Raw genomic sequence first — 16,563 nt, 5'->3', positions numbered from 1 at the left:
GGTGTGGAACTACGCCACACCTCACCCCTGCATTTAGCAATGTCGTCTTTTTTAGACCTCAAAGCCAATTTCCTGAAGGCTTTGGCGAATGCGCTCTGCTTCTTGAGGATTGGTGGCTTCGTGAAGCTTTACCGCCTGCCGAAACGACTCTAAACTCTCCCGGACACGCCCTAATTTAAGCAGGGCCACTCCCAAATTTTGATGAACTTCGGCGTGATCGGGTTCTAGTTCAATCGCCCGGTGATAGTGGGCGATCGCCTCCTTCGGCTTCCCTAAAGCCCGTAGTGTAGTACCCAGATTAAAATGGCCCAGGGCAAAGTCAGGCGCGCTTTCCACACAGCGCTGATAACACTGACGCGCCTGATCCAGTTGCCCGGCTTGCTTAAAGAGGCCGCCTACATTGGTATAGGCACCCAATTTGAGGCGATCGCCAATCGGCTGCTTCAAGGCAACCCGGTAATGGGAAAGGGCCAATTCAGGATTTTGCTGCCGGGTCAGGGCAATGCCCAGGTGATAGTGCAGCTCGTAGGACAGCATTGGATTGGGCGATGCCTGCTTCTCCTGGATTTGCAATCCCTGCTTCAGCAGTTGAATTCCCTTATCGATGTCCCCCTCCTGCACATACAGGGCTCCCAATTTACTACAGCCATACACATCATCGGGATGCTCGGCTAGATAACCTTCCATCGCAGTACGAGCACGGGCGGCTTTGTCCTGTTGGGCGATCGCTCCCGGCTCATAACCCACGTGGCGCAAGGCTACTCCCGGCAAATCTACCACTTTCCATTCGGGCTCCTGTCGCATTAACGCGAATACACTGTCATCAATCAGCGCATGGTAGGGACGATTGAAGCGGACCTCAGGATGGCGGCGAAACAAGCGGGAAACCAGGGAATACGGCGATTGTGTCGCGCCCACTTCGTGACGCAGGAGGTTCACCACCAAAACGTTTTCCACCTGAATGGCTTGCTGAATCAAGGGAATCGCTTCCTCGACCAGAGTTTCGTCGGCATCCAGCACCAGCACCCAGTCCTGCGTTACATGGCGTAGGGCTTCGTTACGGGCATCGGAAAAACTACCATTCCAGGGAAAGTGGGCCACCGTTGCGCCAAGGGATTGGGCGATCGCCACTGTCTCATCAGTCGAGCCCGTATCGAGGATGATCTGCTCATCGACGAGCGATCGCACGCTCTCCAGGCATTGGGGCAGATTCTCCGCCTCATTCCGCACGATCATGCAAAGACTAAGGCCCATAACGCTCCTCAGATGTTATCAATCCAACACAGTGTTCAGATTAACCTTTGAGAGGAGGTGGGGAAAAGTGGGTAGGGGCGCGAGAGGGAAACAGGAACCGGAAAGCTCAAGGCTGTTTTAATTGGGTTTCGTGCATCTCGCCACAAAACACAATTAAAACGGCAAATTCCAGCTCACTTTAGTACGCTCTAAATTTTTCCTGAGCAGTTGTGGGCTGATGTAAGTTCATATCATCTAGAGCATCGAAGTTGTATTTGGTGGCTAAGCCCACCAAATACAACTGGGATACGTAACGCCTTTTGTCAGCCTTCATGTAGAGGTTGCCGTTCAGGAGTTTATCAAACCCCGCGCCTTGTCCAGAGTGCCTTTGTGATCCTGCCACCAGTCTTTTAGGGCTTCGACATACTCGGCTCCAGCCGCTTTGTAGAGATCCGATTCAGGGGTGTTGTACTCAGCGCTGTCAATCAAAACACGGGCCAGGCGGGCCACATCTTCTGGCTCTTTTGAAGCTTCAAACGTATCAGCTAGAGTATCCAGATGTTCTAGCTTTGCTGTTAAATGCTCACGTGCATCCATGGTATTTACCTCGTTCGCCATTTCAATAGTGAGCTCATGGCAGAGTTAGTGTCATTCTCCTAGAGAGAGGTTTAGGCGACCGCAGAATTTAATAATATTCAGTACAAATGCACTAATATAGATTGTCGACTGACGTCAGAAATACCCGGATCAATCTCGAAATATGCCGCAGTAAATAGAAGACCAAGGGGAACTCTAGATGTAACCTAATGGTCAAGGAAAAAAACACACCGCACGGCACGGGTAAAGCCTACGCTTCAGGTTTTATGGCACTCAAACATCTATCAGAAATTTTTGATTCATTTAGACATAGCCCTGCCCAGAACCCTGAGATGGAAACGTCTAGCCACTCCACTCAAAGCTCCAGGCTCCCTACATCCAGGCGTCCTTCCCGAGGTAGGAAACCGAAGGCTAACGGCGACACATTGCGTTTCATTTCTCTGGTCGTTGCCACGTATCTCGGCGTAGGGGCATTTATTGTGGCATCCCCCTTTGGGAGCGCCCAATCCGTGCGCCAACAAGCAACGATTTCTCCCAGAGACGGCTCAAGCGTAGTTGATCTGCGATCGGCCCCGGCAGGAGCGGGGCGTGTGTTTGGCCAGGGGCGATCGGGCGATAGTGGCGAAATTGTGGATGAACATCAAGGGGATGACGGCTACACCTGGTATTTCATCCGTTTTCCAAACATGACACGAGGAGCGTGGGTACGGTCTGACACCGTCTCCCTGGGTAATGCAGGGGCCGCCTCAACGCCTCCATCATCCGGCGTTGCAGTTCCCCAAGCTTCAAGAGACCCCCTTCCCAACCAACCGGGCACAACAGCGCCCTCGGGTGGCTTAAGCGCTCATTTGGAACCCAGTTCCAATCAATATGCCACCACAGGGTCGATCGCCCAGCCAAGTTCCCAGACTCAACCTCGGCGGCGATTGGGTTTTCGGCGCCCCTCCCTCACAACCACTCCTGTAAATCCTGTGCAACCGCCTCGTAACGAGACTGCCCCCTTCAATCAGGAGGTAGTCGATTATTTCTTAGAAATAGCTTTGGGCAATGAATGGGGTAGTAGCAATAACACCATCCGCCGATGGACTCAGAATTTGCGGATTCAAATTGTGGGGTCGCCAACCGAGACGGACATGGCCACGCTCCAGGCTGTTGTGTCCGAATTAAATCAGCTCACCAACGGCCAGGTTAGTCTGCAATTCGTGCAGGACAATCCCAACGTCCAGCTTTACTTTGTTCCTCAATCTGAATTCAGCCGCTATGAGCCCAACTATGTTCCACAGAACCTAGGGTTCTTCTGGAGCCGCTGGAATGACAGGGGCATTTACAACTCCCGCATTCTGATTTCTACAACGGGCGTGTCTCAAACTGAGCGATCGCACCTCATCCGTGAGGAGTTAACGCAATCCATGGGGCTGATGCGTGACTCCTATCGCTACGACGACAGCATCTTTCAACAGCGCTGGACACAAACTACTCGATACTCCGACATCGATCGCGCCATCATCCAACTGCTCTATCGCCCTGATATTCGACCAGGCATGACACGGGCACAGGTTCTGACGCAATTAGGCCTTTAAGGCCCAGTGATTCTCCACGTTAATCTTGACCCTGAGAGGTGGCGGCTTCGCTCGCCACCGTACTGAGAACCAGGAAGGTTATTTTTTGAAAAGCCGCGCGGAGCGCGGCTTTTCAAAAAATAACCTGTCCTAGCCAGAGCGCGTAAGGCTATACATGGCGGCAATTAGCCTGGCTTTTGTCCAGGCTTTCATGATTCCTCATTTGTCGATAGGCTAGGGAAATTCTCTGGAGGCGATCGCCCATGACCCCCCTTAAGCTGTTGTTCATTCGCCACGCTCAATCGGTCGGCAACGTCGAAAAGCGGATGCAGGGCAATGCTGACTTTCCCCTCACCGAAGAAGGACGTCGGCAAGCCGCAAAGCTGGCCCAGCGCCTACGGGAAGAGGGATGGCGGCCCACCCACATTTACAGCAGCCCAATTAAACGTACGGTTCAGACCACCGAAATCCTGTTGTCCCATTTCCTGGCCGATTTTCTCCCCACTAGCTTGCGGGATGAAACCGGGGTCAACGAGCTCAATCCTATGGAGCCAGAGATTACCGCAGCGGCTCTGGGCGGGTCGGGCGACCTGTCTCCCATTCCCGTTAGCTATGCAGATGCCCTGGTAGAGCATAAGAACGGCCAGTTTGAGGGGCTAACCTGGGCCGAAGCGCAAGAAAAATTCCCACAATTATGTCTGCAACTGGAAACATCGCTGGATTGGATTCCGGTTCCAGGAGCGGAGACCTTAATGGATGCACGCGATCGCACCCAACAATTCATTAGCGACCTGGTCGAACGGCACCAGAACGGTGACCACGTTCTAATCGTGACCCACAGTTGGATTTTGCAACATTTGCTGGCTACACTGTTGGGGTGCGATCGCACCTGGCGCATTGCCTCCAGGAATACCGGAATGTTTGAATTTTGGATTGAGCGATCGCGCTGGTTCCGCCCCGACCCCCAGACCCGGCTTAACACCGACCTGTGGCAAGTCCGCCGCTTTAACGATCACCATCATCTGCTGTAGTGGCCCTCCCCCTGGAGCTCAGCAGTTTCTGAATGGTTGGTGTGGCGAGATACGCTGCATCTCGCCACACCAACCATTCACCGAAGTAAAACGCATTCGATGCAATGATGAAGTACTCTGAACAAGGTGTTGTAAAATTTCAAGCAATATTGATGTTGCTGTGTTTCCCCACGAAATTTTTTCAGGGTCGTATGAGCGGTTGGGGTTTTCTACCATAAGAGCATCCAGCCATGATTCAATCTATCGACGAGATTGCGCTTCAGGCGCGCCAAGGCAGTATTTCTGCCATTATCCAAATCCTTAACGAGAAGCTGGCAGATTCCGGCGTACGCACTCGGGCCATGCTCGACGGTGGAGTTTTGCAATTGCTATGCGAAGCGGCCACCCCCGACCAACTGGAACAAACCACGCTGGTCGAGCGGATCCGCTACCTACTTGAGGGAATTAGCCCCCAGAAGATTCGGCGTGTCAATATTAATAGCCGCATTGTGCGTGAGCAACAATTGCTCTGGCTCGATGAAATTCAGCGTGACCCACACAGTCAGTTGCTGTGGTCCCAAGAAATCTGTCTGAAGCGCCCCAACCCCCTCAAGCGCTGGCAGGAAAACCGTAAGCTGAATCGGGACATTGTGATGATGGCCCCCATTCCTAAAAGCGAAAGCCGGGCAAAAAGTGCGTCGCGCCATTTCTGGCGTGGAATTCTTGTAGGCGGCAGCAGCTTGGGATTACTCATCCTTTTGGTTGGTTGGGCGGTCTCCGATTGGCTAGGCTATCGGCCAGGCCAGTTTCTGCAAGCAGCCAACGAAGCCCCTACGGCTCCCGAACCGGCGGCAAGCCCGACGGTAAGCCCTGTAGCGAGCCCTGTAGCAAGTCCTGTAGCTACAACCACGGTCAGCCCTGACCCCTTTGTGGAAGCGGTGCGTCTGGCGGAGCAAACGGTCAGTGCAGGACAAACGGCCAAGTCATCTGCTGAGTGGTTAGAACTCGCAAGCCGTTGGCAAAAGGCGGCTGATTTGATGTCTCAGGTACCTGCCACAGACAGCCGCTACGCAACGGCCCAGAACCGAACTCAGCTTTATAGCCAAAATAGCGAAGCCGCCCAAAAACGGGCCGCTGCTTTGCGCGGGAGCCCTTGAACAGGACTAAAACTGTATGGCAAGAATCAACCTATGTTTGGGTGTGCTAAGTACTCCAGGTCACCAAACATAGGCCAATTTAAGCTATTGAGTACCAGGGTTTCAGCAGCTCAAGTTTGCTGACGTTTAGAGAAGGGAAATGCCTCGCACTTCCTTCCTCTAATTTTCAAGTGTGAAGAGATGCTCGCCAAGCGGGCATCTCCTCACACTTGAAGGGCTAAATATAGGATGGAAGGCTAGCGATCGCCCCATCGTTCTCCTCGTAGGGAGGCGAACTCCGAGGTGCCTGGCAGACTACCCGTCAGAGTGCCAATGGCACTTAAGGTCGCCGATGCGACCAGCAGTAAAATGCCAAGGGCAATAGAAGAATGGGGTGTTGGAGTAGTAAGGGTAACCGCTGCCACAGAGGCATCCTGAACCGACGGCGAAGCAAAAGAGTGGGATGGTTCCACCCCTCCAGCCCCGCCGAGCAGTCCAACCATGCCATAAAATACCAAAAACCAGGCAAAGCCAACTACAAATCGTCGCATACCGGGCCCGAAACGCTAGGGTGAGCTATTAACCGTAACGGTCGCTCATCCAATTTTCAGGATGAATCCTGGCAGGCCTACAGCTTTTTTACATACTTAACGTCAGTTCGGGATAAGCCGAACCGCCCATTATTGCGTGCGCGACGCGCACGCAATAATGGGCTTTTTCGAGTGCCGCGCGAAGCGCGGCACTCGAAAAAGCCCTTAACCCGAACTAAGGTTACTTACAAAATTTTCTGATGGGTGAGGTACGAGAGATAGATGTGGGAATTCGTTCCCCATCCATCTCTTGCCCAAACCGGGAGACATCATGCTGGCTATTTATAAGACTCTCAATGCCCGACAATAGCAATATCGTCAAAACTGCACATTTATTCTCTGGTATCCAACTCTCGAATCTCATGAACATACGGATTGGCAACGGGTATGATATCCATCGTCTGGTGAGCGATCGCCCTCTCATCCTCGGCGGCATCTCCATCCCCCACGAAATGGGGCTTTTGGGCCACAGCGATGCCGATGTACTGACCCACGCCATTATGGATGCCATGCTGGGTGCCCTCTGTCTGGGCGATATTGGCCACCTTTTTCCCCCAGGCGAACCCGAATGGGCCGGGGCCGATAGCCTGAAGCTTCTTGCCCAGGTCAATACCCTGATTCAAGAGAAAGGCTGGCAAATCGGCAACCTGGATGCAGTCGTCGTTGCCGAACGGCCTAAGCTCAAGCCGCATTTGGTGGCTATGCGCGATCGCCTCTCCCATGTCCTGAACATTGCCCCTGACCAAGTCAGCGTCAAAGCTACCACCAATGAAAAACTCGGCCCTACAGGTCGAGAAGAAGGCATTGCGGCCTATGCAGTCGCCCTATTGGTTGCTCAAAGTTAGCCAGATCCAAAACCCAAAGCCCTTCTAATTACCTTGCCTGAGAATCACAAATAAAACACCCTGTAATTCTTGCCTTAAGAGTGGCAGCTCTGCCGCCACTCTTAAGTAACCTCACTTCGGGATAAGCTGAAGTGCTCATTTTGGTGTGCGCGAAGCACATACCAAAATGGGCGTTTTCGAGTACCGTGCAACACGCGGCACTCGAAAACGCGCTTTCACAGCAATTCTCATTTTGAAATCAGGCCCGACAACCGCGCGCAAAGGCGCGCGGTTGTCGGGCATCAAAGCCAAGAGTTCACGCCCTACAGGCGTGAACTCTTGGCTTTGATGCCCATACTGAGAATTGTTGGCCCTTTCACCCCATCCACATGTCTAGAACATAGCCCTACTCTCAATACTCAATAAAAGGTATTGAGTACACGCTCCTTAACGGACGGAAAAAGAGGACTCTGGTTCTGATAAACGGGGGTATCACATATCAGCCTTTGATGACGAAGACTAGACAGAAACCCAAAGACATAGCAGGATGTACGGAGTACCTTTGTTTTACTAAGGCTTACTCGTAGATTCAACTAGCCAACTAGAGTTAAACAAGGGTTTCATGTTCGTAGGTTTATTTGATGTCTACCTATCCTGAACTTCCCCAACTGCTCAAGCGGCGGCTATTTTATCAAGGGCGCAAATTTAGCTTTGAAGTCAATCGTCTACGTCTACCCAATAAGGCCGAAGGCGAAATGGAGTGTATCCGGCACCCAGGTGGTGCTGTCGCCGTACCCTTGACTGAAGACGGCAAGCTAATTCTTGTCAGACAATATCGTTTTGCCACAGGGCGACGGCTTCTGGAATTTCCGGCAGGCACTCTAGAGACAGGCGAAGATGCCTTAGAAACGGCGCGACGCGAAATTCAGGAGGAAACGGGCTACAAGGCACACCGATGGGATCGTCTGGGCCAATTTTATGTGGCACCGGGCTATTCCGACGAAATTATCTATTCTTATTTAGCCCGAGGGCTGGAACTGCTAGAAAATCCCCCCAGTCAGGATGAAGACGAAGATCTGGAAATTGTTTTCATGGGTGTTTCTGAGCTGGAGGAAGCCATCCTTAACGGCGAAGCGGTGGATGCGAAGTCGATTGCATCGTTGGTGCTGCTCAAGCCTTTTTTGGATAAGGAGGAGTGAAGGCTGTCCTCGTACCCTCTGCCTTTCTCTGACTTCGCCTGCCTTCTGCCTCCTAGTCCCCTTAAGTTAACCCTCAGTTGGGATAAGCTGAGAGCCCATTTTGGTGTGCGCATTACAGACGCCAAAATGGGCGTTTTTGAGTGCTGCGCGTTGTACGCCACTCGAAAACGCCCTTCATCCGAAGTCAGGTTAAGCTATATCAGCAGCTAGATTTCAGGTTTCATGGCGGAGCGAATTCTATTTTGGCATCGGCGAGATTTGCGGATCTCCGACAATGTAGGTTTGGCCCAGGCACGGGAGCGATCGCCCCACGTCGTCGGAGTTTTCTGCCTGGATCCCGTCATTCTCCAACGGGATGATGTTGCCCCAGCCCGGGTGACGTACATGATAGGTTGCCTGGAGGAATTGCAGCAGCACTACGCTCAGGCAGGAAGCCAATTGCTGATTCTACATGATGACCCAACGCGTGGCATCCCTCGATTAGCGACGGCCCTGGGAGTATCTGCCGTTTTCTTCAACCGCGATGTCGAAATCTATGGGCGGAAGCGCGATCGTACGGTCGCTGCCAATTTGAAGGAAGCTGGAATTGAGTACCAGGCTTTTTGGGATCAACTCCTGCATCACCCTAAAGAAATTGCAACGGGCGGCGGTTCCCCTTACACGGTTTACAGCCCCTTTTGGAGAAACTGGAGTGGCCGGAGCAAGGCGAATCCCTACCCTGCCCTGAGGGCTGCCAAGGGGTTAGATGAAGCCGAGTTAGAAACAGCCAAGCAAGTAGGAGTTCAGGCATTGCCGACTGCGGCCTCCCTGGGCTATGGGTGGGACACACCGTTGATCCTGCCTCCCGGCGAAACAGCCGCCCGGGAGCGGCTAGAGTCTTTTTGCGATAGGGCGATCGCCTCCTACGAGGAACAACGCAACTTCCCGGCCGTTGAGGGGACGTCAACCCTGAGCGCGGCCTTGAAGTTTGGGGCGATCGGGGTCCGCACCGTATGGGCTGCCACTGTAGAAGCTGAGCAGCAAAGTCGCAGCGATGAAGCACGAGCCGGCATTCGCACCTGGCAGCAAGAACTGGCCTGGCGCGAGTTCTATCAGCATGCGCTATATAACTTCCCGGCTCTGGCTGATGGCCCCTACCGGGAACCCTTCCGGCATTTTCCCTGGGAGGACAATGAAGAGCACTTCCAGGCCTGGTGTGAGGGCCGTACTGGCTACCCGATTGTGGATGCAGCGATGCGTCAAATGAATGAAATTGGCTGGATGCACAACCGCTGCCGCATGATTGTCGCTAGCTTCCTCACAAAAGATTTGATCATTAACTGGCAGCGTGGCGAGAAATACTTCATGCAGCGACTCATGGATGGTGACCAATCTGCCAATAATGGCGGCTGGCAATGGAGCGCTTCTAGCGGCATGGATCCCAAACCCCTGCGCATTTTTAACCCTGCCAGTCAGTCCCAAAAATTTGACCCTGACGCCGAATACATCCGTCAATGGGTACCCGAAATTCGCCATCTCGACACCGAGTTACTGGTAACTGGGAAGATTTCGCAGCGCGATCGCCATGCTTGCGGCTATCCTGACCCAATCGTGGATCACAAAATTCAGCAGGCCCTCTTTAAAGAGCGGTACAACCAGCAAAAAGCAGGACTTTAGGAGATTTCCAGTAATGAAATTACCCCCAGAATGTTGGTGCTTTGCCCGCTTCGCGGGCAAAGCACCAACATTCTGGGTAAATTCTTATGCAGAAACCTCCTTAACGGTAGGTAAGAGGTTCTTCTACGCACAATTTGCACGAATAGAACCTCACCATTCTTGTTGAGGTTCTATTCGTGCTCAAGAAGTTTAGGGGCAGCGCGTTCCCAAGCAGGTTCTTCAATACCAGGGCGTACTTTAAAGCAACCTTTAAAGCAAGGCCCAGCTAACAGAAATGCAACCGGGGACGGACGACGCCAACAGCGTAAGTTTTTAGCATTATCAGTAGGGTATTGTTATCAACACTCCTTCCTGAAGAGGTTTATTGTGCAACGGATTGCGTCAGCACCATCAACCTCTTCAGGCTTCACACATTCACTCAGGTTGCAGACGTATGTCACGACCGAGACACCACAGCACCCTCCTATTCCGCGATCGCCAGGACGCAGGAATTAAACTCGCCCAAAAACTTCAGGCTTACACTCATCAACCTGGCGCACTCGTTCTTGGCCTCCCCCGGGGTGGGATTCCCGTTGCCTACGAAGTCGCCAAAGCCCTTCGGCTCCCCCTGGATGTCTATGTGGTACGAAAACTAGGGGTACCCGGTCAAGAAGAATTGGCTATGGGGGCGATCGCTCTCGGCGGCATCACCTACTTTAACGAAGCGCTCGTTGAGCAACTGGAAATTAGCCAAGACGCGATCGCCCAGGTTATTGCTCAGGAGCGGCAGGAACTGCAACGGCGCGAACAGGTTTATCGAGGCAACCGCCCACCCCTTGAGCTGCGCGATCGCACCATTCTTCTGGTTGATGATGGGCTGGCCACTGGAGCGACCATGCGGGCTGCAATCCGTTCCCTGAGACTACAAATGCCCCATCAGATAGTCATGGCCGTTCCTGTTGCCGACCCAGGTACCTGCGCCTCCTTTCAGGGTGAAGCCGATCAGGTTTGCTGTGCCGAAACGCCTCAACCGTTCCGGGCCGTTGGGCTCTGGTACGAAAATTTTGGCCAAACCACAGACCAGGAAGTGTGTAACCTGCTCCATCAAGCAGGCCTCTAGAGCTCACTGGGAAGGTTGATTTTTTGTACCAAAGGGCACGAAAAATCAACCTTTTCAACGTTCTTTAGGCAGGGATATCAATAGCAAGCACAGGGTTAAGCACTTAACTCTCCCTTTGCTATACAAAAACTACTTATAAGCTCCAAAACCTTACAAGCTTTTTTAAATGTGTTGGAACTTACCTCAACTAAAATGATTCAGAATATCCAGATAGATAATCCACATACCTGATTGATTCACGCAAAATACGTGCTCAGTACCATGACTCAGTCATCTCGTTCCCTGGCTATCCCCGTTCATCCACGCATTTCACGTTGGCTTACAATTAGCGCACTGTCTGCCACTGGTTTGCTGATGGGCTGGGTACCCAATCTCTCCCTGACCCCCAACGTTGCCATTATGGGGCAAAGCGCTCAGGCTCAAGCAGCCATTAGCGATGCCGACATCCGCAACTACGCCCGCTCCGTTCTAACCATTGAGTCGCGACGGCAAGAAGCACTACAGAACCTACGCAACGCTTCACCCAACCAGCAAGTTCCGAACATTCGATGCAATGATCGAAACAGCCTTAATGGGTTACCCCGCCAGGCTCGGACAATTGCTGTTGAGTATTGCACCGTATCTCAGCAGGTGGTGGAACAAAATAGCCTGACGATTCAGAGATTTAACCAGATCACGGCTGCCCAACAGGGCGATCGCAACCTGGCCCAGCGTATTCAGCAAGAACTCATCCGCCTTCAACAAAACCGTTAATACTAAACGTCAGAAATCAACCCATATTTGAAGGTGGGGGGTGCGAAGCATCCCCCACCTTCAAATATGGGCATGCTTCGCACATCCAAAACGATCGTTTTCGATCTACTGAACGTCAGTTTGGGATAAGCCGAACCGCCCATTATTGCGTGCGCGACGCGCACGCAATAATGGGCTTTTTCGAGTGCCGCGCGAAGCGCGGCACTCGAAAAAGCCCTTAACCCGAACTGAGGTTACTGAGATTAACTTTGTTGACAATTTGAGAATGGTATCGAGCATGAATATAGCGAGTTTCATGCTCGATAGCGCTACGTATTCAGGAAAAAGAAGTTTGTTTTTGAGCAGCCTCGCTCCACACAACTCTTCAAAAATAAACCCTAACCAGGCGGCGTAAGACCATCAATTTTCAAACAGTTCTTAGAGAGCAGTGAATAGCCCAATAGGCAAGACATGTCGTTCATCCCTTTACCCAAGCACCGCAGAAAGCTCATCCACCGGGCGAAGCAAGCCGCGACATACAGCTCGTAAGATGCGATCGATCGCCTGCCGTTCTTCTTCCGCCAAATCTTCTTCAAAAATTGCGGCCATCAAGCCATAACGGTCGGCGATGGTAATAACTCCTGTAGCACTGGTTTGGGCAAACAATTCCGCTAAGGCACCAGGAATGAGTTGCAGAGGAGGGAGCATAAGATGTTTCACCATAGTGCTGAAGGAATCGGCCAAGTCAAGCGACATTTTTAGGATGTTCTCACTATCGGCTGTCTGGCCGTTATCTTCGGTGATTGATCCCCATTTATCCAGTGATTCCCCTCCGGTTTTCCAGTGACACAAATCGTAACTTTCGGTGACTTGAGGCCGCTTCCATAGTGATCTAGATCACGGCGATCGCTCAATCACAGCCAGAGCGGACTTAACAGGACGCTGAACCCATTGCCCCTCTGCATTCACCCGCCCATAAAACGTATTGCCCTGGAAAAACAGCGACGCCGAACTGCCACCATCCAAATTAAGAGCTTCCACTGCCCCCTGAGACGCTAGAAACTGTGCCATCTCAGGCAACGTAATCCCTGAACTTTGCGGTGCTTCAGGACGCTGAGCCGCCATGACCAGCAGCAAGTCGCCCTCGGCGGTGATGCCCACTGCACTGCGGGCATTGGGGCGATCGCTCCCAATGGCATCCCGTACCACCCGACCGTTCACCACCTCCCGGAATCCTTCCGTCTCCAGATCCAGGGAAGGCAACAGCCGAGGTCCAGCTCCAATCGCATCTTGTTGCTGGCAACCGGGTGGCACTGGATCCTGATGGCGGGCGATACTGTAGCGCACCTCTCCACCACACAGCGATCGCCGCAGCTCAGAGCGATTCAGAATACGATCCAGATAGGCCGTTAAATCTGGATTTCCCATCAGCCGCGAGTTTTGACGTGGATCAGCCACTAGAGCACCATTCACCGTAATGGCTGATGTGGTGAGCTGATTGGCTGGATCAAAAAAGCCAGCATTAATCAGGGCGATCGCCGCTCCATCTCCGCCCCCATTCCCGGCAAACTGTGGCAACAGGCTGAGCCGCTCTGTCACTCGGGGCACCACCTGCCAACGCCCGCCAACGGGTACACGAACAAGATGAATTACCGATCGTGCTGTCTCGTAGCGATGATATTCAGGTTGTCGATCTTGAACGGGAAGGGCGATCGCTTGTTGGGTATGGGTGCCGAGCTCGGTAGGAGAGCGCTGTGCCAACCAGGTCGTGCAAGCCGTTAATAAGGAGACGGCACTTGCCAGGGTGGCGATCGCAAGTCCACCTTTAATTAGCCGATAGGAATGTCTCATAAATCATCTCGTCCTCTTCTTCAAATAGTCGCCCAAACTAACAAGCCCCTGACTCCACAATTCAATTAAGCATAGGACCCCCAAGGCTGTACCGCTCACGGAGTGAGCAGCACAGAATTGGAGGTCCTATGCTTAATCATAACCACCTACCCAAGAGGGATGGATGTAGAGATTTTTCTCGCATCCGTTTGCCCTCACCAAATCAGAAAATACTGTCATTTTATTCATCAATAATTCACTTTTACAGCGCTTTGCGATTGAATCAGCCACGGTTGTTTTTGTGAGAGCCGCGTTCCGTGCGGCTCTCACAAAAACAACCAGATTTTAAGCGCTTGAAAAGCGCTGTAAATTGGGCTCTGAGCTGCAATATTACGCTTAGTGCAGGTTACAATTTCATGCTGTTCGGCAATATGGCGTTGGATCTTAATCAATTTGCCGATTCCAGCAACTTTAGCGATAGTTTGTCTGAGGCTTGGAACGCAGTACCGTCACATGTCACGGTCCATCCCTAGGTTTTCAGATTTGCTTCTAATTCATTAGACCTCCTGCGTGAATCGTTGCGCGGCGCAGCCGCGCAACGATTCACGCAGGAGGTCTATTACTCACGGTTCAACGGCAAAAGAGGGTGTAGAGCCGAGTTCCACACCCCCTTTTGCCACAATATAGCCTTGGCCCTGTTAGCTAACCTGAGTTCGGGTTAAGGGCCTTTTCGAGTGCCGCGCAACGCGCGGCACTCGAAAAGGCTCATTTTGGCGTGCACATAGTGCACACCAAAATGAGCACTTCAGCTTATCCCGAACTGATGTCCTAACTAACAGGACGGTAGCAATAACGTACCAACATTTGGCAGACGTGTTGAGAATTAAAAAGCAACCACCTGTAATAGGTGGTTGCTGAAAACCTTATAGGCTAATGGGCAAATAGCTTTGCAGTCTTAAAACTGCTCAGAACGGTACCCACCGCCACCTGACTGACGGTTGTTACCCCAACCGCCGCCGCCACCGCCGCCGCCGGAGCGCCGCTCTTCCCGAGGCCGAGCTTTGTTGACCCGCAGATCGCGGCCCATCCACTCAGCGCCATCTAATGCTTCGATTGCAGCATCTTCCTCTGCATCCGTAGACATTTCTACAAAGCCGAAACCCCGCTTACGACCAGTTTCCCGGTCGACTGGGAGTTGTACCCGCTTTACCGTACCATATTCAGCAAAGACGGCTTCAACGTCTTCCTGAGTCGCGGTGTAGGATAGGTTTCCAACGTAAATTGGCATTAATCAATTGTCTCCGAACTTGACTTGACGAAGAGAGAATTGACAGATTCGGAGGCCATGCCTGCTGAAATTGCACAAACTTGTCTCTCGATCGTAACTACTCTCACCGCAGATTTTAACACGTAATTTTCGAATGAAAAGGGGCTGAAGCTCGATTAGACCCTTTAGACTGAAATTACCCAAAGCCAGAACCCCGCAGCTTTTCACTGGCTATTATCAGAAATTATGTTTCAGGAAACACGCCAGCGACTTGCCCTCTGGTACACGATGGTAACGGCCGTTTTGCTACTGCTATTTGCCAGTGGCTTCTATATCTATGTTCGTAGTACCCTGATTGAACGTATTGACGATACCTTGAGCCACGTGGCCGAGGTGGTGCAGCGATCGCTCGTGATTGAACCCCTCGACACGATGCCTGACCACCCCCTCCAACTAAACCTGGAGGCCAGCTTCCGCAATAACGCTGATAGCGTCGAAGACGACCACATTGACCTGGAATGGTTCAGCGCCACCGGAGAGTTGCTCTGGTCAACTCTGTCAGACCCGATCGCCGTTCCCCTTCACCCCAACCTCAACGGCGAAACCGTTCACCTATCCGACAATCAACTCCTGCGTCAAGTGACAGAACCGATCCGGGCCGGTGGGCAGCTCCTGGGCTATTTGCGGGTCAGCCACCCCTGGTTTGAGGTGACGAAACCAACGCGTCAACTGGTTCGGGATTTGGCTCTGGGAATGGTGCTGGTGATCGGAGCAGTTGCAACCGTGGGTTGGTTTTTGTCGGGGTTGGCGATCGCCCCCATTCGCGACTCCTATCAGCGTCTCAAGCAATTCACCGCTGATGCCTCCCACGAGTTGCGCAATCCAATTGCCGTCATCCAAACCAACGTTCAAGTTGCCCTGTCAGAGCCCGAGCCAGATGTTCAGTTCCAACAAAATCAACTTCGGGTGATTGAACGGCTAACCCGACGATTGGGGCGGCTCGTTGACGATTTGTTGTTTCTGGCGCGTCAAGATAGCAACGGCCTCGCGCGTCAAGATACGGTCGATCTAGATGAGCTGGTACAGGAAGTCGTCGAGGAGCAGCAAGCGATCGCCGCCGAAAAATCTATTTCGCTCAATCTTCAGATTCAACCGCCGCTTCGGGAAGATGGAAATTATTGGGTTATGGGCGATCGCGACCAACTCATGCGCCTTCTGGTCAACCTGATCAGTAATGGCATTCAGTACACGTCAGCCCAGGGAAGCATAACCCTGACGTTGCAACAAACTCGCTCCACGCCACCCCATTTTCAAATCCGCGTCAGTGACACCGGCGTTGGCATTGCCGAAGACGCCCTGCCATATATTTTCGATCGGTTTTATCGGGTCGATCCGGCCCGTCGTCATGCAGGAGGTGGAGGTGCTGGCCTTGGGTTGGCCATTGCTCGGGCGATCGTCGAAAATCACCACGGCCAGATCGATGTGGAGAGCGAACCGGGTTCTGGCACCAGCTTTATCGTCAGCTTACCGGGGCAGAGAGCAGAGGCGGCACTGCTGGCAAAGCCCGTGGCAACGCCAGTGAAACCTATCTAATAAGCTCTAGGCGATCAGATTGGGTTAAGTGCTAATGAAAAAATGGTGTGGTGCAAAGCACCACACCATTTTTTCATTAGCTGATATCAACAGAAAGAGTAGGGTTAGCCTTAGTCTAGCTTCTTATACCGTTTTAATATGAAGCTGCGCCAAATAGGGCTTCGAGAATGAAATCGTAGGACGTCAATGACGCAACCCTTTCAGGGGAAATCTTGTCGAGTTCCGAGGTCAGGAGTTT

The 16,563-nt window shown here is 52.4% G+C and carries 16 protein-coding genes; 10 read left to right on the top strand and 6 right to left on the bottom strand.

Going from position 1 to position 16,563, the window contains the following annotated elements:
- Positions 1-51: 51 nt before the first annotated feature.
- Both NDI52_RS03540 and NDI52_RS03535 read right to left on the bottom strand, forming a co-directional pair.
- Positions 52-1,254, bottom strand: a complete 1,203-nt coding sequence (locus tag NDI52_RS03540) for a tetratricopeptide repeat protein (protein WP_199308026.1) — start codon at positions 1,252-1,254, stop codon at positions 52-54.
- A 327-nt stretch (positions 1,255-1,581) separates the two neighbouring features.
- Positions 1,582-1,830, bottom strand: coding sequence for a hypothetical protein (locus NDI52_RS03535; protein ID WP_190772180.1), 249 nt, complete (start codon positions 1,828-1,830; stop codon positions 1,582-1,584).
- A 425-nt stretch (positions 1,831-2,255) separates the two neighbouring features.
- Here NDI52_RS03535 and NDI52_RS03530 point away from each other — a divergent pair, with 425 nt between their 5' ends.
- The 3 genes from NDI52_RS03530 (at position 2,256) to NDI52_RS03520 (ending at position 5,556) form a co-directional block, all read left to right on the top strand.
- Positions 2,256-3,410 (top strand): DUF2927 domain-containing protein, encoded by a 1,155-nt coding sequence (locus NDI52_RS03530; RefSeq protein ID WP_190772179.1) that lies wholly within the window; start codon positions 2,256-2,258, stop codon positions 3,408-3,410.
- A gap of 242 nt (positions 3,411-3,652) precedes the next feature.
- Positions 3,653-4,420, top strand: a complete 768-nt coding sequence (locus tag NDI52_RS03525; protein WP_190772178.1) for a histidine phosphatase family protein — start codon at positions 3,653-3,655, stop codon at positions 4,418-4,420.
- Between the two features lie 230 nt (positions 4,421-4,650).
- On the top strand, positions 4,651-5,556 hold the full coding sequence (locus NDI52_RS03520; protein ID WP_190772177.1) for a hypothetical protein: 906 nt from the start codon (positions 4,651-4,653) through the stop codon (positions 5,554-5,556).
- A gap of 236 nt (positions 5,557-5,792) precedes the next feature.
- Here the strand turns inward: NDI52_RS03520 and NDI52_RS03515 are convergent, their stop codons facing one another.
- Entirely contained in the window at positions 5,793-6,086 is a 294-nt protein-coding gene (locus NDI52_RS03515) for a hypothetical protein (RefSeq protein WP_190772176.1), read from the bottom strand.
- 401 nt (positions 6,087-6,487) lie between these two features.
- Here NDI52_RS03515 and ispF point away from each other — a divergent pair, with 401 nt between their 5' ends.
- The 6 genes from ispF to NDI52_RS03485 all read left to right on the top strand — a co-directional run bounded on the left by ispF (position 6,488) and on the right by NDI52_RS03485 (position 11,656).
- Positions 6,488-6,970 (top strand): 2-C-methyl-D-erythritol 2,4-cyclodiphosphate synthase, encoded by a 483-nt coding sequence (gene ispF / locus NDI52_RS03510; protein ID WP_190772552.1) that lies wholly within the window; start codon positions 6,488-6,490, stop codon positions 6,968-6,970.
- 620 nt (positions 6,971-7,590) lie between these two features.
- Positions 7,591-8,148 (top strand): NUDIX hydrolase, encoded by a 558-nt coding sequence (locus NDI52_RS03505; RefSeq protein WP_190772551.1) that lies wholly within the window; start codon positions 7,591-7,593, stop codon positions 8,146-8,148.
- A gap of 222 nt (positions 8,149-8,370) precedes the next feature.
- Positions 8,371-9,804: an FAD-binding domain-containing protein gene (locus NDI52_RS03500; protein ID WP_190772550.1), complete on the top strand. Its 1,434-nt coding sequence runs from the start codon at positions 8,371-8,373 to the stop codon at positions 9,802-9,804.
- 13 nt (positions 9,805-9,817) lie between these two features.
- The gene (locus NDI52_RS03495; RefSeq protein ID WP_190772549.1) at positions 9,818-9,970 is read left to right on the top strand and encodes a hypothetical protein; all 153 of its coding nucleotides are present in this window, start codon (positions 9,818-9,820) and stop codon (positions 9,968-9,970) included.
- A 267-nt stretch (positions 9,971-10,237) separates the two neighbouring features.
- On the top strand, positions 10,238-10,903 hold the full coding sequence (locus NDI52_RS03490; protein ID WP_190772548.1) for a phosphoribosyltransferase: 666 nt from the start codon (positions 10,238-10,240) through the stop codon (positions 10,901-10,903).
- A gap of 261 nt (positions 10,904-11,164) precedes the next feature.
- Complete coding sequence (locus NDI52_RS03485; RefSeq protein WP_190772547.1) at positions 11,165-11,656, top strand: DUF4168 domain-containing protein; 492 nt, start codon at positions 11,165-11,167, stop codon at positions 11,654-11,656.
- Between the two features lie 465 nt (positions 11,657-12,121).
- Here NDI52_RS03485 and NDI52_RS03480 read toward each other — a convergent pair whose 3' ends face one another.
- The 3 genes from NDI52_RS03480 to NDI52_RS03470 form a co-directional block, all read right to left on the bottom strand.
- On the bottom strand, positions 12,122-12,343 hold the full coding sequence (locus tag NDI52_RS03480; RefSeq protein ID WP_190772584.1) for a hypothetical protein: 222 nt from the start codon (positions 12,341-12,343) through the stop codon (positions 12,122-12,124).
- A gap of 189 nt (positions 12,344-12,532) precedes the next feature.
- Positions 12,533-13,486: a phosphodiester glycosidase family protein gene (locus NDI52_RS03475; protein ID WP_190772546.1), complete on the bottom strand. Its 954-nt coding sequence runs from the start codon at positions 13,484-13,486 to the stop codon at positions 12,533-12,535.
- 934 nt (positions 13,487-14,420) lie between these two features.
- Positions 14,421-14,753, bottom strand: a complete 333-nt coding sequence (locus NDI52_RS03470; RefSeq protein WP_190772545.1) for an RNA-binding protein — start codon at positions 14,751-14,753, stop codon at positions 14,421-14,423.
- Between the two features lie 225 nt (positions 14,754-14,978).
- On the opposite strand from NDI52_RS03470, the gene NDI52_RS03465 reads away from it, so the two are divergent.
- Positions 14,979-16,325, top strand: a complete 1,347-nt coding sequence (locus NDI52_RS03465) for an ATP-binding protein (RefSeq protein WP_190772544.1) — start codon at positions 14,979-14,981, stop codon at positions 16,323-16,325.
- Positions 16,326-16,563: the final 238 nt, after the last annotated feature.

Origin of the sequence: Leptolyngbya sp. PL-A3, assembly GCF_039962325.1 — a bacterium.
Classification (GTDB): Bacteria; Cyanobacteriota; Cyanobacteriia; order Elainellales; family Elainellaceae; genus Vacuolonema.
The sequence above is the reverse complement of the archived record's forward strand: the minus strand, read 5'-3'. Positions and strand labels throughout refer to the sequence as shown.